General features: G+C 72.7%; 13 protein-coding genes. 1 reads left to right on the top strand and 12 read right to left on the bottom strand.

The features are described 5' to 3' along the window. Nucleotides 1-336 precede the first annotated feature (336 nt). From DCW30_RS35935 to DCW30_RS35910, 6 genes are all read right to left on the bottom strand, one after another. Nucleotides 337-1,686, bottom strand: coding sequence for a cytochrome P450 (locus tag DCW30_RS35935; protein ID WP_076682769.1), 1,350 nt, complete (start codon nucleotides 1,684-1,686; stop codon nucleotides 337-339). Continuing rightward, nucleotides 1,683-2,288, bottom strand: a complete 606-nt coding sequence (locus DCW30_RS35930; protein ID WP_062772770.1) for a GTP-binding protein — start codon at nucleotides 2,286-2,288, stop codon at nucleotides 1,683-1,685. Before DCW30_RS35930 ends, DCW30_RS35935 begins: the two co-directional genes overlap by 4 nt. Then, nucleotides 2,263-2,652, bottom strand: a complete 390-nt coding sequence (locus DCW30_RS35925) for a DUF742 domain-containing protein (protein ID WP_062772773.1) — start codon at nucleotides 2,650-2,652, stop codon at nucleotides 2,263-2,265. Before DCW30_RS35925 ends, DCW30_RS35930 begins: the two co-directional genes overlap by 26 nt. Beyond that, nucleotides 2,649-3,047: a roadblock/LC7 domain-containing protein gene (locus DCW30_RS35920; protein WP_062772777.1), complete on the bottom strand. Its 399-nt coding sequence runs from the start codon at nucleotides 3,045-3,047 to the stop codon at nucleotides 2,649-2,651. The genes DCW30_RS35925 and DCW30_RS35920 overlap by 4 nt, the downstream gene beginning before the upstream one ends. Next, a complete protein-coding gene (locus DCW30_RS35915; RefSeq protein WP_079249878.1) occupies nucleotides 3,044-4,243 on the bottom strand; it encodes an ATP-binding protein in 1,200 nt (399 codons plus the stop codon). The genes DCW30_RS35920 and DCW30_RS35915 overlap by 4 nt, the downstream gene beginning before the upstream one ends. 446 nt (nucleotides 4,244-4,689) lie before the next feature. Next, complete coding sequence (locus DCW30_RS35910) at nucleotides 4,690-6,213, bottom strand: acyl-CoA synthetase (protein WP_076682771.1); 1,524 nt, start codon at nucleotides 6,211-6,213, stop codon at nucleotides 4,690-4,692. Nucleotides 6,214-6,319: 106 nt separating this feature from the next. Between DCW30_RS35910 and DCW30_RS35905 the strand changes: the two genes are divergently transcribed. Then, nucleotides 6,320-8,764 (top strand): penicillin acylase family protein, encoded by a 2,445-nt coding sequence (locus tag DCW30_RS35905; protein ID WP_076682773.1) that lies wholly within the window; start codon nucleotides 6,320-6,322, stop codon nucleotides 8,762-8,764. Between the two features lie 41 nt (nucleotides 8,765-8,805). Here DCW30_RS35905 and DCW30_RS35900 read toward each other — a convergent pair whose 3' ends face one another. The 6 genes from DCW30_RS35900 to DCW30_RS35875 form a co-directional block, all read right to left on the bottom strand. Further along, on the bottom strand, nucleotides 8,806-10,371 hold the full coding sequence (locus tag DCW30_RS35900) for an acyl-CoA synthetase (protein ID WP_076682775.1): 1,566 nt from the start codon (nucleotides 10,369-10,371) through the stop codon (nucleotides 8,806-8,808). Continuing rightward, nucleotides 10,368-11,480, bottom strand: coding sequence for an NAD(P)H-dependent flavin oxidoreductase (locus DCW30_RS35895; RefSeq protein WP_076682777.1), 1,113 nt, complete (start codon nucleotides 11,478-11,480; stop codon nucleotides 10,368-10,370). The genes DCW30_RS35900 and DCW30_RS35895 overlap by 4 nt, the downstream gene beginning before the upstream one ends. Before the next feature lie 65 nt (nucleotides 11,481-11,545). After that, nucleotides 11,546-12,547: a MerR family transcriptional regulator gene (locus tag DCW30_RS35890; protein WP_076682779.1), complete on the bottom strand. Its 1,002-nt coding sequence runs from the start codon at nucleotides 12,545-12,547 to the stop codon at nucleotides 11,546-11,548. A 68-nt stretch (nucleotides 12,548-12,615) separates the two neighbouring features. Continuing rightward, the gene (locus DCW30_RS35885) at nucleotides 12,616-14,169 is read right to left on the bottom strand and encodes a phytoene desaturase family protein (protein WP_076682780.1); all 1,554 of its coding nucleotides are present in this window, start codon (nucleotides 14,167-14,169) and stop codon (nucleotides 12,616-12,618) included. A gap of 75 nt (nucleotides 14,170-14,244) precedes the next feature. Then, nucleotides 14,245-16,506, bottom strand: coding sequence for a serine/threonine-protein kinase (locus tag DCW30_RS35880; protein ID WP_076682781.1), 2,262 nt, complete (start codon nucleotides 16,504-16,506; stop codon nucleotides 14,245-14,247). Continuing rightward, complete coding sequence (locus tag DCW30_RS35875) at nucleotides 16,488-17,447, bottom strand: oxygenase MpaB family protein (protein ID WP_232627015.1); 960 nt, start codon at nucleotides 17,445-17,447, stop codon at nucleotides 16,488-16,490. Before DCW30_RS35875 ends, DCW30_RS35880 begins: the two co-directional genes overlap by 19 nt. Nucleotides 17,448-17,496 lie beyond the last annotated feature (49 nt).

Below are 17,496 nucleotides of genomic sequence, written 5' to 3'. Positions count from 1 at the left end.
TCGTGGCGCGGGAAGCGTGCGCACGGTGGTGCGCAGGTACGGCGGCGTGCTCCGCCGACGAGGGAGGAGACACGGGCCGATCCGCCGTGAGCGGCGGTTATTCGGCCCTGCGCCTTGTCGGGGTCGCCGCACCCGCACGGGTTCTTCCTGCTGGACGTGGTGCGCCGCTGGCCCGGTCGGTTGCCTGCAGAACGGGGCGCGGAGGTTGCGAGATCCACTGTCTCTCCTTCATCTCGTGTCACTCCAGACACTCCGCGCTGTCCTACCCCATAAATGATCTTTCCATGCAGGCTACAACAACTGCCTGTGTCGCCTGCGTCACAGGGGGTGCGCCGGTCACTGACCGGTCAGCCACCGCATGAAGCTGCTCCAGCGGCCCGGCTTGCCGGCGCCGGGGGCCTGCGGCGCCACGGGCGCGGGGGCGACGGGCGGGTGCGCCTGGTCGCGATGGCGCTCCGACGGCTCAGGGGCGGGCGCGGGGCGCGGGGTGACCGCGCCGAAGCGGACGGGCAGGCTGGCCAGGGCCCGGTTGAAGGGGCCGGGCCGCCAGGCGAGGCTGTTGGCGGGGACGGCGAGTTCCACGTCCGGCAGCGCGTTGAACAGAGCTTCGAGGCCGGTCAGGGCGATGAGCCTGGCCGGTTCCTTGGACGGGCAGGCGTGCGGTCCCGCGCTCCAGGCGAGGTGGCCGCGCGTGTCGGCCCCCTGGTCCGCGAGCGCCGTGTTGGCCGCGCCGAAGGACACCAGGAGCAGTTCACCGGCGCGGACCTTGTCGCCGGCCACGTCCGTGTCGGCGACCGGGTAGTGCGGCGCGTAGTTGGCCATGGGCGCGTTGCGCCACAGGGTGTCGTCGAGGGCCTTGTCGAACTGCCCGTTGCGCGCGTACTCCTCGACGGTCAGCATCGTGTAGAAGGCGTTGCCGATGAGGTTGCCCTCCGGCTCGCCGCCCGCGCCGAGGAGCAGCACCAGCGTGTGCGCCAGTTCCTCGTCGGTCAGCTGGGCCGGGTGCTGCATCAGGTAGGACGTGATGTCCTCCCCGGGGTGGGCGCGCTTGAGCGCCACCAGCTCGCCGACCGCCTCCAGCAGGACCTGGCTGGCCTGCTCGGCGTTGACGCCGTCGAACATGCCGGAGATGCCGAACAGGACGCGGTCGCCGATCTCCGCCGGGCAGCCGAAGAGTTCGTTGAAGACGTACAGGGGGAGCTGCTGGGCGTAGTCCCTGAGCAGGTCGGCGCTGCCGCGGGCGCTGAACTGGTTGATGAGGAACTGGGCGGCCTGGTTGACGATGCGGCTCAGCCGGCTGTTGCTGACGCGGGCCAGGCTCTCGGTGATGGCCTGCCGCAGCCGCACGTGCTCGGCGCCGTCGGTGAACATGCAGTTCGGCCGGTAGGACAGCAGCGGCAGGACCGGGCTGTCGGCGCGGATGAGGCCCTCGTTCAGCGCACGCCAGCGGCGTGAGTCCTTGCGGAAGGTCGTCGGGTCCTGCAACAGCTCCAGGGCCGCGCTGTAGTCGGTCACCAGGGTCGCCTCCACGCCGGGCGCGATCGTGACCGGCGCCGTGGGGCCGAGCTGGTGCATGTAGCGGTAGTACGCGTGCGGGTTGGCCGCGAACTCCGGGGTGTCGAGGGGTATGCGCTGCCCGCTGCCGTGTGCGGGGCAGCCGGGCGGAGGTACGGGAGGGGTTGTCATGCGTGCTCCAGGGCGGCGCGCTTCTGCAGATAGCGGACCATGGTGATCAGGGCGTTGACGGACGACGCTTTGTCGCGCGCGTCGATGGTGACGACCGGGGTGTCGGGCAGCAGGTCGAGCGCCTCCCGGACAGCCTCCGGGGTGTGCACCGTGCCGCCGTCGAACTGGTTGATGGCCACGGCGAAGTCGAGTCCGTAGCTCTCGACCAGGTCCATGACCTCGAAACTGTCGGCCAGCCGCTCGGGGTCCACCAGGACCAGCGCGCCCAGCGCCCCGCGGGCCATGTCGTCCCACAGGTTGACGAACCGCTGCTGGCCCGGTGATCCGAAGAGGTACAGCACGATGCGCTCGCTGAGGGTCAGGCGACCGAAGTCCAGGGCCACGGTGGTCGTGGTCTTCCCCTGTACTCCCTTGAGGTCGTCGACGTTCTCCGAGAGGCTCGTCATCTGCTCCTCGGTGGACAGCGGGGCGATCTCGGAGAGCGAGCCGATCAGCGTGGTCTTGCCGACGGCGAAGTGCCCGACGACCAGGATCTTCACCGCCGTCTGCTGTGCGCCGCTGCGCACGTAGGCGTCCTCAGACAGAGAGAGCCTTGAGGCCATCGAGCACCTCCTGAAGCAAGGTCTTGTTGGCGAGACGAGCCGAGGGCACCGGCGCACGGGTGACCAGATAGCCCCCCTCGGCGAGGGAACTGAGCAGCACCTTGACGACGCCCAGAGGCTGCTGGGTGTGGGCGGCGATCTCGGCGACCGAGAGATAGCCGCTGGAGCACATCTCCAGGATCTGCTGCTCCTCGGGCGAGAGCCGTTGGGGGCGCTGCTGCTCGTCGGTGGACGTCGTGACGAGGGTGATGAGGGCGAACGTGCCCTCATCGGGCAGGTCGCGCCCACGGGTGATGACGTAGGGACGGACTAACGCGCCGGCCTCTGACACGGGTTCCAGATCGGTACGGTCCGGGTCCGTCATGAGGTGACCGTGTCGGTGCGGCGGGCGCTCGACATGGCCTTGCCCAGTCGGCTGACCAGCTGCTGCATCCGATACGTGATGTCGCCCATGTCGACCTCGGCGGACGCCGCCACGGCGAGGTAGGAGCCGCCTCCCGCGGCGTTCAGGAACACCCAGCCGCCGTCGAACTCGATGAGCGTCTGGCGCCAGGACGTGCCGTCGTCGCCACAGAAGAACCCGACGGACCGGCTGAGCGACTGCAGTCCGCTCACGGCGGCGGCCACCTTGTCGGCGTCGTCCCGGCCGATCTCCGCCGTGCGGGACATCTGCAGGCCGTCGGCGGAGATCAGGACCGCGTGGAGGGCATGGGGGATCGCCAGCGCGTCCTCAAGCATCCAGGACAGGTCGTCGCTCACGGGGCATCGAATCCTTCGTGTGAATCGGCAGGAGTGTCGCGTTCGGCGGCCGGTACCCCCGCACTTCGGCCGCTGAGAGTGCCGCGCTGAAACGCGTCCATGGCCGCCACCCGTGCCTCCGCCGACCGGGCCGGCGGCGCGGTGGCTTCGTCGGGCTGGCTGTCCGGCACGAGTGCCATGGCGCGGCGCTTGTTCTGTCGCCGGGGCAGCCCCTCCACGGTCGTGGAGGGGGCCGAACCGCTGCCCCGCGAACCCGGGTCGGTTCCTCGTATCGCGGTCGGCCTCACGGGTTCCGGCATGTCCGTCAGCAGCTCCTTCGGCACCATCACCACCGCTCGGACGCCGCCGTAGGGAGAAGTGCTGTCGATGGTGACCGTGAATCCGAATCGCGCGCACAGCGCGCCGATCACCGCGAAACCGAACGCGGGAGGATTGCCGAGTTCGGAGACGCTCACCGCGGACCCGCCGGCCAGCAGCGCCGTGGCGGCCGTCTTCTCCTCCTCGCTCATCCCGACGCCCGCATCGTCGATCACGATGCAGATGCCCTTGGGGACCGTGCGCACTTCGACGTCCACCATGGAGGTCGGCGCCGAGTAGCTGGTGGCGTTGTCGAGCAGTTCGGCCACCGTCAGCGCGACCGGCTCGACGGCGCGGCTGGTCACCGCGATGTCCACCCGCGAGGCGATGTCGATGCGCTGGTAGTGCCGGATCCGGCCCTGGGCCCCGCGGATCACGTCGTAGATGGACGCCGCGTCCCGCTGCCGGCCGAGCCACCCGCCGCACAGCACGGCGATGGACTGGGCACGTCGGTTGAACTGCGAGTTCATGTGGTCGACGTCCAACAGGTCCCGCAGCACGGCCGAATCGCCGTACTTCTTCTGCAGCCCGGAGATGGCCCGCTGCTGCTCGGCCGCGAGACCCTGGAGGGTCTGCATCGCGGACTTCAGCACGGTGTTGGTCGCGTTCTCCGCCTCCTCCTTGGCCTGCCGGACCACCTCGTCATAGCCCCTGCGGAGCTCTTCGACGGTGGACTGGAGGACGGCGTGGCTGCCCTGCGCTTCGGTCAGGTCGTTCTCGACGCCCTGCTTCTGACGGCGCAACGACTTGATCGTTTTTCGCTGGCGAACGACAACCGTGGTGGCGACAGGGACGCCGGCAGCAAGCGCCCAGACTGTCGGATCCTGCAAAATTGTCATGTGACTCTCTTTGAGCGGCTGGAGTCCAGCTCTCGGATCTGTCCATGCGGACCCTCGGCGTGGGCAGTCTTCACCACCCCGGAGGGCCCCCTGGCTGTAGCCATGCCGAGGAGAAAGCCCACGTGGCATGTGCCCGAGATCGTAACACCGAACGATCATGAGGCTCTGTCAAGTACAACACGCCGTTGCAACGTTGGCGAGAAACCCATGTTCCGGCCAGTGGAGAAGATGTGGGAGCGGCGTGGAGGCTCTCGACATCTGTCCGCCCACTGAACCGATCGGCGGTGCGCCGACTGGATTTCCGCAGTCCACCGCCGCTCCCGCCCGGCAATTGACTGACCGTGAGAGAACGCGGACCGTCAAGGCGAGGCCCCGCCGGCAGGCGTGCGCCCGGCGCAAGATGGCTGATTCGAGCGCGCCCGTGACGGAGAACCGCCGCCCCCTCGTCAGCCGTCGTCGGCGGCGAAGCGGTCCCGCAGCTCCCGTTTGAGGATCTTTCCACTGGCGTTGCGCGGAAGTTCATCCACGAAGAGGATCCGCTTGGGCGCCTTGAAGGGGGCGAGCCTGTCGCGCGCGTGGGCGATGAGCTCCGCCTCCGTGGGCTCCTCGCCCTCGCCGGCGGAGTCCTTGCGCACGACGACCGCCGTGACCGCCTCGATCCAGCGCTCGTCCGGCAGCCCGATCACCGCCGCCTCCGCGACGCCCTCGTGCTCGTACAGCGCGTCCTCGACCTGGCGCGAGGCGACGAGGACGCCCCCGGAGTTGATGACGTCCTTGACGCGGTCGACGACGGTGAAATAGCCGTCGGCGTCGCGTACGGCGAGGTCGCCGGAGTGGAACCAGCCGTCGCGGAAGGCCTCCGCGGTCTCCTCGGGCTTCTCCCAGTAGCCCTCGCACAGTTGCGGTGAGCGGTAGACGACCTCGCCCGGTGTGCCGTCCGGCGCCTCCCGGCCCTCCTCGTCGACGACGCGCGCCTCGACGAACAGGACGGGCCGCCCGCAGGAGTCCATGCGCCCCTCGTGCTCGTCGGGGCCGAGGACGGTGGCGAGCGGGCCGATCTCGCTCTGCCCGAAGCAGTTGTAGAAGGCGAGCCCGGGAAGCCTGGACCGCAGCCGCTGAAGGACCGGCACCGGCATGATCGACGCGCCGTAGTAGGCCTTGCGCAGGGCGCCGAGGTCGCGGGTGGTGAAGCCGGGGTGGCGGGAGAGGCCGATCCACACCGTGGGCGGCGCGAAGAGGCTGTCGGCGCGGCCCGCCTCGACGAGGTCGAAGACGCGCTCGGGGTCGGGACCGTCCAGGACGGTGTTCTCGGCGCCGACCGCGAGGTAGGGCAGGAGGAACACGTGCATCTGCGCCGAGTGGTAGAGCGGGAGGGAGTGGACGGGCTTGTCGCCGGGCTTCAGGTCGAGGGCCGCGATGGCGCTGGCGTACTCGTGGACCAGTGCCCCGTGCGTGAGCATGGCGCCCTTCGGCAGGGCCGTCGTGCCCGAGGTGTAGAGGAGCTGCGCCAGGTCGTCGCCGCGGGGCCCCTCCCCCACGTACGCGGGTGACGCGGGGAGCCGTGCGAGCAGGGAGTCGTCCGTGTCGCGCAGGGCCAGCGTCCGCGTCCCGGCCGGGAGCCGCTCCGCCAGGTCCGGATCGACGAGGACGAGCGAGCTGCCCGACTGCTCCACGATGTACGCGAGGTCGTCGCCGGTCAGGTTCTGGTTGACCGGCACATGGATCAGGCCCGCCCGCGCGCAGGCGAGGAAGCCGATCAGATAGGCGTCGGAGTTGTGGGCGTACGCGCCGACCCGGTCGCCGTCGGCGAGGCCGAGCTCGCGCAGCACGTGGGCCGCGCGCGACACGGCCGCGTCGAGTTCCCCGTACGTCCAGGACCGCTCGCCGTAGTGGAGCGCCGGGCTCTGTGGCGCGCGGCGCGCGCTGCGGCTGAGGACTCCGTCGACCGTGTTGTCGCGTGCACCCGTCATGGCGCGATCCTGGGCGGCGCGCGCCGCCCCGGTCAAGGGAGGGCACAGATGACATACCGCTTGGTACGCTCAACCGCTCCTTCCCTCAACGATGTTGGGAGGCACCATGAGCACCACGCGCACCACGGGCGGCGTACGCCCCCCACGCACCCGTACGAGACGTCTGTCCGCCGTCGGGGTCACCCTGCTGACCGCCGTGGCCCTGCTGCCGGCCGGTGCGGGGGCCGCGACCCGCGACGCGCGCCCCTCGGACGGCGGGCTGCACGCCACCATCCGCTACACGCAGTACGGCATACCGCACATCGTCGCCGATGACCACGCCGATCTCGGCTTCGGCACCGGCTGGGCGCAGGCCGCCGACCAGGTGTGCACGCTCGCCGACGGCTATGTGACCGTGCGCGGCGAGCGCTCGCGCCACTTCGGGCCCGGGGCCGCGCCCGGCTCCGCGCTGTCCTCGGCGTCCACCAACCTGAGCAGCGACCTGTTCTTCCGCGGCGTGCGCGAGAGCGGCACGGTCGAGAAGCTCCTGAAGCTGCCCGCGCCCGCGGGGGCGAGCCGCGACGCCAAGGACCTGATGCGCGGCTTCGCCGCGGGCTACAACGCCTGGCTGAAGCAGAACCGCGTCACCGACCCCGCCTGCGCGAAGGCGTCCTGGGTCAAGCCGATCACCACCCTGGACGTGGCGCGGCACGGCTTCGCCGTCCAGGTGCTCGGCGGCCAGGGCCGGGCCGTGGACGGGATCACGGGCGCCCGGCCGCCGGCCGCCGGCGCGCCCGACCCGGCGGCGCCCGATCCGCGGCGGGCCGCGGACGCCGCCCGCGAGCTGCTCGATCCGCAGGGCGCCGACATGGGCTCCAACGCCGTCGCCTTCAGCGGCCGCACCACCGCCGACGGGAAGGGGCTGCTGCTCGGCAACCCGCACTACCCCTGGCAGGGCGGGCGCCGCTTCTGGCAGTCGCAGCAGACCATCCCCGGCGAGTTCAACGTCTCCGGCGGTTCACTGCTCGGCACCAGCCAGGTCAACATCGGCTTCAACGCCGACGTGGCGTGGAGCCACACCGTCGCCACCGGCGTCCCCTTCAACGTGCACCAGCTCACGCTGGACCCGGCCGACCCGACCGTCTACCTCGTGGACGGCGAGCGGCACACAATGATGAAGCGGACGGTCACGGTCGCCGTCAAGGGCGGCGCCCCGGTCACCCGCACCCAGTGGTGGACCCGCTACGGCCCGGTGGTCACCGGGCTCGGCGCCCAGCTCCCGCTGCCCTGGACCTCGACCACCGCGTACGCGCTCAACGACCCGAACGCGGTCAACCTGCGCGGCGCCGACACCGGCCTCGGGTTCGCCGAGGCCCGTTCCACCGCGGGCATCCTGAAGTCCCTGCGCGAGACGCAGGGGCTGCCGTGGGTGAACACCGTCGCCGCCGACCGGCGGGGCCACTCGCTGCTCAGCCAGTCCCAGGTGCTCCCCCGGATCACCGACGACCTGGCGCGGCGGTGCGGCACGGCCCTCGGCAAGGTGACGTACCCGGCCGCGGGCGTCGCGGTGCTCGACGGCTCGCGGGGCGACTGCGCGCTCGGCTCCGACAAGGACGCCGTGCAGCCGGGCGTCTTCGGCCCCGCGAAAGCGCCGACCCTCAAGGACGCCCCGTACGCGGTGAACTCCAACGACAGCGCCTGGCTGACCAACGCCGACCGGCCTATCACCGGCTACGAACGGATCTTCGGCACCATCGGCACCCAGCGGTCGATGCGCACCCGTGGCGGCATCGAGGACGTGGCGGCGCTGGCGGAGAAGGGCGATCTGACGGTGCGGGACCTCCAGCGCCAGCAGTTCGCCAACCGTGTGCCCGCGGCCGATCTCGCCGCCGGCGACGCGGCGAAGGCGTGTGCGGCGCTGCCGGGCGGGACGGCGACCGGCAGTGACGGCAGCCGCGTCGACGTGGGCGAGGCCTGCCGGGTCCTCGGGCGCTGGGACCACCGGATGGACACCGGCAGCCGTGGCGCCCTGCTCTTCGACCGCTTCTGGCGCAAGCTGACGGCGGCCGTGCCGGGCGACCGGCTGTGGAAGGCGCCGTTCTCGGCGGCCGACCCGGTGCGCACCCCGCACACCCTGAACACCTCGGCGCCCGGCTTCGCCACCGCGCTCGCGGACACCGTGCGCGAGTTGGACACCGCGGGCATCGCCCTGGACGCGCCGCTGGGCGAGCACCAGTACGTCGTACGCGGCAAGCACCGCATCCCGGTCCACGGCGGCACGGAGTCGCTCGGCGTCTGGAACAAGATCGAGGCCGTCTGGGAAGCCGGGCGCGGCTACACCGAGGTCGCGCACGGTTCGAGCCACGTCCAGGCGGTCGGCTGGGACGACGGGCGCTGCCCGAAGGCCCGTACGCTCCTGACGTACTCCCAGTCGTCGAACCCGGACTCCCCGCACCACAGCGACCAGACGCGGCTGTACGCGAAGGAGCGCTGGGTGACGTCCCGCTTCTGCGAGAAGGACATCCTCGGCGATCCCGCGCTGAAGGTGGTGAAGGTGCGCGAGCGCCGCTGAGCATGAGGGGCGGGCCCGGGCTGCGGTCCGCCCCCGCCTCCTCACATCGTGCGCCGGCGGCCCTCCCAGTACGGCTCGCGCAGCCGCCGCTTGTACAGCTTGCCGTTGGGGTCGCGAGGCATGGCCGCGATGAAGTCGACGCTCTTGGGCCGCTTGTAGCCGGCCAGACGCCGTTCGCAGTGGGCGAGGATGTCGGCGGCGAGCGCGTCGCCCGCCTCCCTGCCCTCGGCGACCTCGACGACGGCCTTGACCTCCTCGCCCCAGTCGTCGTGCGGGATGCCGAAGGCGGCGGCGTCGGCGACGGCGGGGTGGGTGAGCAGCGCCGACTCGATCTCGGCGGGGTAGATGTTCACACCGCCCGAGATGATCATGTCGATCTTGCGGTCGCGCAGGAAGAGATAGCCGTCCTCGTCGAGGAGGCCGAGGTCGCCGACGGTGAAGAAGTCACCGATGCGGTTCTTCGCCGTCTTCGCCTCGTCCTTGTGGTAGGAGAATCCGCCGGTGGACATCTTCATGTAGACGGTGCCCAGTTCACCGGGCGGGAGGCGGTTCCCCTCGTCGTCGAAGACGGCCAGCTCGCTGATGGGCCAGGCCCTGCCGACCGTCCCCGGTCTCTTCAGCCACTCCTGGGCGGTGGCGAAGGCGCCGCCGCCCTCGCTGGCCGCGTAGTACTCCTCGACGCACTCGCCCCACCACTCGATCATCGCCCGCTTCACGTGGTCGGGGCAGGGCGCGGCGCCGTGGATGGCGTGCCGCATCGAGGACACGTCGTACGCCGCCTTCGTCGCGTCCGGCAGGGCGAGCAGGCGGTGGAACTGGGTCGGCACCATATGGGTGTGCGTGCAGCGGTGCGCGTCGATGAGGCGCAGCATCTCCTCGGGCGTCCACCGGTCCATCAGGACCAGCGGGTGGCCGATGTGCAGGGCCGCGCCCGCGAACTGGAGCACGGCGGTGTGGTAGAGCGGCGAGCAGACCAGGTGGACGTTGCCGTCGAAGGGCCTGATGCCGAAGATGCCGAGGAAGCCGCCGAGGTAGGACTCCTCGGGGGCCTTGCCGGGCAGCGGGCGGCGGATGCCGCGGGGGCGGCCCGTGGTGCCCGAGGTGTAGTTCATGACCCAGCCGAGGGTGCGGTCCGCGGGCGCCGAGTCGGGCTGCCCTTCGAGGAGTCGCGCGTAGGGGCGGAAGCCGGGGACGTCGCCGACGGCGTAGCGGTGGGTCGCGGGGAGCGCGGCCTCGTCGGCCGCCGCCGCAGCCGCGCCGGCGAACCGCTCGTGCGCGATGAGTGCCTTGGCGCCGGAGTCGGTGACGATCCAGGCGATCTCCGGGCCGACCAGGTGGTGGTTGACGGGGACGAGGTAGAACCCGGCCTGGGAGGCGGCGAGGTAGGCGGTGAGGAACTCGACTCCGTTGGGCAGGACCACGGCGAAGGCGTCGCCGCGCTGCAGGCCCGCCGCCCGCAGGCCGTGGACCAGCTGGTTGACGGCGGCGTGCAGACGGCCCGCCGTCCACTGCTCGCCGCCGGGGGTGACGAGGACGGGGCGTCCGGGGTCGGCGGCGGCCTGCGCCCAGAAGCCGTTGGGGGGTGTGTTGGAGGGCGGTGTGCTCATGCGTGACGTCCCCTTCCCGCGATGCGGTTGACGCGGTCCACGGCCCGTTCGAAGCCGCGGGTCAGGTCGTCGAAGACGTCCTGGACGGCCCGTTCGCTGGTCATCCGGCCGACGATCTGCCCCACGGGCGTGCCGAGCAGCTCCTGCACCTCGTACTTCTGGATGCGTGAGACGGCGTCGGCGACGAGCAGGCCCTGGAGCGGCATGGGCAGGGCGCCGGGGCCCTGCGGGTCGTCCCACGCCTCGGTCCACTCCGTGCGGAGCTGGCGGGCGGGTTTGCCGGTCAGGGCGCGGGAGCGGACCGTGTCGCCGGACCCCGCGGCGAGCAGCTTGCGGGTGAGGGCGGGCGAGTGCAGGTCGGCCTCGGTGGTGGTGAGCCAGAGGGAGCCGAGCCAGACTCCCTGGGCGCCGAGTGCGAGCGCGGCGGCGATCTGCCGCCCGCTGCCGATGCCGCCCGCGGCGAGGACGGGCAGGGGCGTGACCGCGTCGACGGCCTCGGGGGTGAGGACCATGGAGGCGATCTCGCCGGTGTGGCCGCCCGCCTCGTACCCCTGCGCGACCACGATGTCGATGCCCGCCTCGGCGTGCTTGCGGGCGTGCCGGGCGCTGCCCGCGAGGGCGGCGACGAGGACGTCCCGGTCGTGGGCGCGCCGGATCACATCGGCCGGGGGTGAGCCGAGGGCGTTGGCGAGGAGCTTGATCGGGTAGTCGAAGGCGACGTCGAGCTGGCTGCGGGCGACCTGCTCCATCCAGCCCGTGATCCGCCACCCCGACGCCTCGCCCTCGGCCGGCTCGGGGACGCCGTGCTTGGCGAGGACGTCCCTGACGAACTGCCGGTGGCCTTCGGGGATCATGGCCTCCACGTCGGCCTCGCTGACCCCCTCGACCTTCTTGGCGGGCATGACGACGTCGAGCCCGTACGGCCGGCCGTCGACGTGCTCCTGCATCCAGTCGAGGTCCCTGGCCAGTTCGTCGGGCGCCGAGTAGCGAACCGCGCCGAGCACCCCGAACCCACCCGCCCTGCTGATGGCGGCGGCCACGGCGGGGAACGGCGTGAACCCGAAGATGGCGTGCTCGATTCCCAGTCTCCTGCTCAACTCCGTCTGCATGGGCGCAGGATGCCGCAGGGCCCGTCAAGGGGGAAGGGGTTTACTGATGCAGCGTCAGATCCGGTTCAGGGGGCGGTGCCCGGCTTCTGGCCGCGCCCACGGCGGCCGTGGTCCGGGGCGTGCAGTGCCTGGACGGTCCAGGTGAGGGCGGGGGCCAGGTCGGTCGGGGGTGGCCAGTCGTTCAGGACCGCCAGGAGGCGGAGGTAGCGGTCCCTGCGGGGGTCGTTCATGGTCCGGAAGCGGGCGGCGAGGCGGACGCGGAGGGCTTCGTCGTCGGGGTGGCCGGTGATGCGGGCGTAGTGCGCCGTGAGCGCCGCGGCGATGCGGGCGGCCCGGGGCGTGTGCGGGCCGATGCCCTCGGCCAGCGCCGGTTCGGCCAGGGAGCGGACGGCTTCGGCGAGGACGCGGGGCAGGCCCATGGCGTCGTCGGGTGACCGGTCCTCGGCGAGGTCACGCGCCATGCCCTGCACGCTCGCGCGAAAGCCGGGGTCCTGGAGCAGCTCGGCCAGCTCCACCCACGCCGCGACCTGCTCCGCCGTGGGGTCGTCCGGGAGCTCCGGGGTCATGGAGCGGATGACCGCGCCGAACGCCGGGTGGCTGTGGAGGCCTTCGAAGACCATGCCGAGGAAGTCGTCGACCATGCGGCGGCGTTCGTCCTCGGACAGCTTCGCGAGACGGTGCATGAGGGCCAGCTCCTCGGGGTCGGCGCCGCGTTTGGCCACGGCGGTCAGGACGGCCCTGCGCAGGCGCAGCGTGCGGATCTGCACGTCCAGGGCCTCGGCGTGCGCCGCCGCCACGTCGGCCAGCGGGACCTCCCGGTCCACGACCTTGCGGATGGTCGGCAGGTCGAGCCCGATCTCGCGCAGGGTCCGCACGAGGTCGAGGCGGGCCACGGCGTCGACGCCGTAACGCCGGTAGCCCGCCGGGGTGCGCTCCGTCGGCGTGACGATCCCGGAGTCGGACCAGAACCGGATGGTCTTGACGGTGAGCCCGGTGCGGCGGGCGAGTTCGCCGATGGAGTAGAGGGGGGCGGCGGGCCCCGGAAGCGTTTCGGTGTCGCCGTTCATGGCTCCACCCTCACGTCTCCCCCTACGGGAGACGCAAGCGGGGCCCGCTCACCCTCGTCCCTCGCCGGTCACTCCCCCAGCGCGGCCATCGCGGCGTTGTGCCCCGGCACCCCGCTGACGCCGCCACCGCGCACCGCGCCGGCCCCGCAGAGGAACACATTCGCGTGCCGGGTCTCCGCGCCCCAACGCCCGGCGCCCTCCTGGGCGTAGGGGAAGGCGAGGTCTCCGTGGAAGATGTGGCCGCCGGGCAGCCGCAGGTCGCGCTCCAGGTCCAGCGGGGTCTTGGCCTCGACGCAGGGGCGTCCCTCGGCGTCGAGCGCGAGGCAGTCGGCGATCGGCTCGGCCAGGTGCGCGTCGAGCTGGGCGAGCGTCGACTCCAGCAGCTCGGCCCGTACGGCGTCGTTGTCCTCGGCGAAGAGCCGGGCGGGGGTGTGCAGGCCGAACAGGGTGAGGGTCTGGTAGCCGCGCTCGGCGAGGTCGGGGGCGAGGATCGTCGGGTCGGTGAGGGAGTGGCAGTAGATCTCGGAGGGCGGCGCGGTGGGCGGCGTGCCGGAGGCGGCCTGCGCGTAGGCGGTCGCCAGCTCCCCGTACCCCTCGGCGATGTGGAAGGTGCCCGCGAAGGCCTCGGCCGGGTCGACGGCGGTGTCGCGGAGCCTCGGCAGCCGCTTGAGCAGCATGTTGACCTTCAGCTGCGCGCCTTCGGCGGGCGCGGGCGGCTCGTCGCCGAGGAGCCCGGCGAGGGCCTGCGGGGAGGCGTTGACCAGGACGTGCCGGGCGGCGGCCGTGCGCTCGCCCTCGTCGCCCTGGCGGTACGTGACCTCGGCGCGCCGCCCGTCGGTGGCGATCCGCGTGGCCTCACAGCCCGTGCGCAGCGTGGCCCCCGCGTTGCGCGCGGAGTCGGCGAGGGCGTCGGTGAGGGCGCCCATGCCGCCGACGGGGACGTTCCAGTCGCCGGTCCCGCCGCCGATGACGTGGTAGAGGAAGCAGCGGTTCTGCTTCAGGGAGGGGTCGCCCGCGTCGGCGAACGTGCCGATCAGGGCGTCGGTGAGGACGACGCCGCGCACCAGGTCGTCGGAGAAGCGCTGCTCGATCGCCGTGCCGATGGGTTCCTCGAAGAGCGTGCGCCAGGCGGTGGCGTCGTCGATGCGGGTGCGCAGCTCCGCCCGGGTCGGCAGCGGTTCGGTGAGCGTGGGGAAGACGCGGGCCGCGAGGCGTCCGGTCATCGCGTGGAACTCCCGCCAGGCCTCGTACTCCCCGCTGTCACCGGTCAACCGGGTGAAGGCCCGCCGGGTACGGGCCTCGCCGCCGCCGACGAGCAGCCCGGCGGGGCGGCCGCCGCGCTCGGTGGGGGTGTAGGACGAGACGGTGCGCGTGCGCACCCGGAAGTCCAGGTCGAGGTCGCGCACGACCTTCTTCGGCAGGAGGCTGACGAGGTACGAGTAGCGCGAGAGCCGTGCGTCGACCCCGGGGAAGGGCCGACCGGAGACGGCCGCGCCCCCGGTGGCGCCGAGCCTTTCGAGGAGCAGCACGGAGCGTCCGGCGCGGGCGAGGTAGGCGGCGGCGACGAGACCGTTGTGGCCACCGCCGACGATGACGGCGTCGTACACATCGCGATCAGACATGGCTCTTCCTAACACGAAGGACCACCGCCGAGGACCCCGCGCGACCGCGCCCCGGCACACCGGTCCCGCATCGGGTCACCCGGGGACGTCTCGGAGCCCGCCCGCGGCGCTCCGCTGCCGCAGCGCCGCCACCCTGCGGTAGAGCTCCACGGCCTCGGCGCCGCGGCCGAGCTGTTCCAGGCAGTGCGCCTCGTCGTTGCGGCTGGCCAGGGCGTCGGGGTGGCCCGTGCCGAGGACCCGCTCCCTGGCGGCGGCCACCCCGCGGTATTCGGTGAGGGCGTCGGGCCAGCGCCCCAGCCAGCCGAGGCCGACCGCGACCTCGCGCCGGCTGACCAGCGTGTCCGGGTGGTCGGGGCCGAGGACCCGCTCCCGGATCGCGCACACGTCCCGCGCCTCGGCGAGGGCCTCCTCCCAGCGGCCGAGCCGTCCGAGGTTCACGCCGAGGCCGTGGCGGGCCCGGAGCGTCTCGGGATCGGCGGGGCCGTTGACGCGCGTCCGGTCCTCGACCAGGACGCGGTACAGGTCGAGCGCCTCACCGCTGCGGCCGAGTCTGCCGAGGCTGATGCCGACCTCGTAGCGGGCGGCGAGCGTGTCGGGGTGGTCGGGCCCGAGCGCCCGCACCCGCGCGTCGGCGACCTCGCGGTAGGTCTGCAGCGCCTCGGGCCAGCGCCCCAGCTGTCCGAGCGCGTACGCGACCTCGTACCGCGTGACGAGTGTGTCGGGGTGCGTGGCCCCCAGGACGCGCGCGCGGGCCTGTGCCACCTCGTCGGCCAGACGGTAGGAGTCCTCCAGGCGGCCGAGGCGGCTGAGGTTGTAGGCGAGGTTGTGGCGGCAGCGCAGCGTGTCCGGGTGGTCGGGCCCCGCCACCCGCTCCCGCACCGCGAGCACCGAGGTGTACGTCTGGTGGGCCTCGAAGTGCCGCCCGAGCTGCCCGAGCACGTAGGCCATCTCCTGGCGGGCGGCGAGCGTGTCCGGATGCTCGGCGCCGAGGGAGCGCTCCCGCCCCCGCGCCACGCGGGTGTACTCGCGCAGGGCGTCGGCGGCCCGCCCGGTGCGGCTGAGCGTGAAGCCGATCTCGTACCGGCTGGCGAGCGTGTCGGGGTGGTCGGGGCCGAGGGCGTGCTCACGCTCGGCGGCGACCGCGCGGTGCACCTCGCCCGCCTCCGCCCACCGCCCGAGCCGGCCCAGGCTGAGGCCCGCGTTGTGGCGTCCCGCCAGTGTGGCGAGCAGTTCCGGCGGCGGCGCGGGCCGCTCGGGTTCGCGGGGCGCGGCGGCGCGGCGGGCGTCGGGCCGCGGTATCCACTCGCCGGTCAGGCCCGCCGCCGTGTCGGGCGGGGTGGGTCGCGGCCCGGAGCCGCCGCCCGCCTTGACCCCGGTGGTCATGCCCCGCGTCCAGGAGGGCAGCCGCTCCTCGCGGACGGTCGCGGCGCCGTGCGGGTGGTGGTTGCGCGGGTGGGGCGTGACGACGGTCGGGACGTACGCGGGGGTGGCGCGGCCTTCGGCGATGCGGCGGCTCAGGTCGCGGGCGTCCTGCGGCCGGTCGGCCGCGTCCTTGGCGAGGAGGTCGAGGACGAGGTCGTCGAGGAACGCGGGCAGTTCGCCGCGGTGGCGGCGGGGCGGCGCGGGCGCCGTGTCGCGGTGCCCGACGAGCACGGCCCAGGCGTCCTCCAAGTCGAAGGGCGGGGCCCCGGTGGCGATCTCGTACAGCACGCACCCCAGGGAGTACAGGTCACTGCGCTGGTCGACCGGGTCGCCGCTGATCTGCTCGGGCGACATGTAGTGCGGGGTGCCCATCGCGATGCCCGTGCCGGTCAGGCGCGAGGTGAAGCCGATGTCGGCGCCGAGCCGCGCGATGCCGAAGTCGCAGATCTTCACCGTGCCGTCGGTGAGCAGCATGATGTTCGCGGGCTTCAGGTCGCGGTGCACGATGCCCTGGTCATGGGTGTACGCGAGGGCGGCGGAGACCTGGGCGGCGATCTCCACGACGTCGGCGACGGGCAGCGGGTGCTGCTTGTTGTCCTCCAGGATCTGGCTGAGGTTGCGCCCTTCGAGGAGCTCCATCACCAGATAGAGCACGCCCTCGTACTCGCCGAAGTCGTGGACGACGGTCACGCCGCGGTGCTGGAGCGCGGCGGCGACGCGGGCCTCGCGGCGGAAGCGCTCGCGCAGGACGCGGGTGAAGGCGTGGTCGTGCTGCGGCCCCATCGGCTTGAGGCACTTGACGGCGACCTGGCGGCCGAGCGACTCGTCGCGCGCCCGCCACACCTCGCCCATGCCGCCGCGCCCGATCAGATCCAGGAGTCGGTAGCGGCTCTGGATCAGCCTGGTGTCCGCCATCTCGCGCCGTCGCCCCCGTCGCCTCGCTGCGCCCTCCCCGGCCCGTCCAGTATGGCTTCTGGTCTGTGAAGTTTGTACGGGGCAGGGCGGCTGCCGGGGCCGAGCCTGGCCATGGCGCGCAGGATGTGCTTGGGCGGAAGTTGCCAGCGCAGACGGCTGGGGACGGTGCGCAGGACGGCGCCGGTGAGGACAAGGCGGCGCGTCACCACGGCGGGCGGCGGGGCGGCCCTGCCGTACAGCTCGTGCGCGTACGCGGGCAGCGAGGCGTACGCGAGGCGGGCCACCTGCCGCCACAGCAGGAAGCGCGCCGGGACCAGCAGGGGCGGCGTCGGCGGACACCGCAGGAAGTCGTCCACGGCGCGGGCGCCTGGACCGGCGGCCAACTCGCCCCGCACGTCACGGAAGTACGCCCGCAGCTCGGCCGTGGACCCCGGCACATCGGCCGGATCGAGCCCCACCAGCCGGGCGCTCTCGCGGTGCTCGCGCACATACCGGTCGGCGAGGGCGTCCGGCATCCGCAGCCCCGACCGGCGTGCGACGTGGAGGTAGGAGTCGATCTCCGCGCAGTGCACCCAGAGCAGCAGCTCCGGCTCGTCGACCCGGTACCGCTCCCCCGTCGCCGGGTCGGTGGCCGTGAGCGTCGCGTGGATCTTGCGCACCCGCGCGCCGGCGCGCTCGGCGGCCTCGGTGGTGCCGTAGGTGGTGGTCCCGACGAACCCGGCGGTGCGCATCAGCCGCCCCCAGGCGTCGGCGCGGAAGTCGCTGTTCTGCATGACGCCGCGCACCGCTCGGGGATGCAGGGCCTGAAGGTAGAGGGCGCGTATCCCCGCGACCCACATCATGGGGTCGGAGTGCACCTGCCAGGTCACCGAACCCGGCCCGAAGAGTCCGGGGTCGGGCGAGGGCGCGTGCGCGGGGTCGGTCACAGCGGGGTCGGTCACGGGGTCCACCTCCGGGGGCCGGTCATGTCCTCCAGTGTGACGCCGTCCC

This window comes from Streptomyces alfalfae, from assembly GCF_004127445.1.
Taxonomy (GTDB): domain Bacteria; phylum Actinomycetota; class Actinomycetes; order Streptomycetales; family Streptomycetaceae; genus Streptomyces; species Streptomyces alfalfae.
This window is presented reverse-complemented; position numbering and strand designations above follow the sequence as displayed.

What these genes read in the sequence shown, in the direction of transcription:
- DCW30_RS35905 (WP_076682773.1), top strand. Translation starts at nt 6,320, where the DNA reads ATGAGCACCACGCGCACCACGGGCGGCGTACGCCCCCCACGCACCCGT.
- DCW30_RS35885 (WP_076682780.1), bottom strand. Translation starts at nt 14,169, where the DNA reads ATGTCTGATCGCGATGTGTACGACGCCGTCATCGTCGGCGGTGGCCAC.
- DCW30_RS35935 (WP_076682769.1), bottom strand. Translation starts at nt 1,686, where the DNA reads ATGACAACCCCTCCCGTACCTCCGCCCGGCTGCCCCGCACACGGCAGC.
- DCW30_RS35915 (WP_079249878.1), bottom strand. Translation starts at nt 4,243, where the DNA reads ATGACAATTTTGCAGGATCCGACAGTCTGGGCGCTTGCTGCCGGCGTC.
- DCW30_RS35890 (WP_076682779.1), bottom strand. Translation starts at nt 12,547, where the DNA reads ATGAACGGCGACACCGAAACGCTTCCGGGGCCCGCCGCCCCCCTCTAC.
- DCW30_RS35910 (WP_076682771.1), bottom strand. Translation starts at nt 6,213, where the DNA reads ATGACGGGTGCACGCGACAACACGGTCGACGGAGTCCTCAGCCGCAGC.
- DCW30_RS35880 (WP_076682781.1), bottom strand. Translation starts at nt 16,506, where the DNA reads ATGGCGGACACCAGGCTGATCCAGAGCCGCTACCGACTCCTGGATCTG.
- DCW30_RS35900 (WP_076682775.1), bottom strand. Translation starts at nt 10,371, where the DNA reads ATGAGCACACCGCCCTCCAACACACCCCCCAACGGCTTCTGGGCGCAG.
- DCW30_RS35930 (WP_062772770.1), bottom strand. Translation starts at nt 2,288, where the DNA reads ATGGCCTCAAGGCTCTCTCTGTCTGAGGACGCCTACGTGCGCAGCGGC.
- DCW30_RS35895 (WP_076682777.1), bottom strand. Translation starts at nt 11,480, where the DNA reads ATGCAGACGGAGTTGAGCAGGAGACTGGGAATCGAGCACGCCATCTTC.
- DCW30_RS35925 (WP_062772773.1), bottom strand. Translation starts at nt 2,652, where the DNA reads ATGACGGACCCGGACCGTACCGATCTGGAACCCGTGTCAGAGGCCGGC.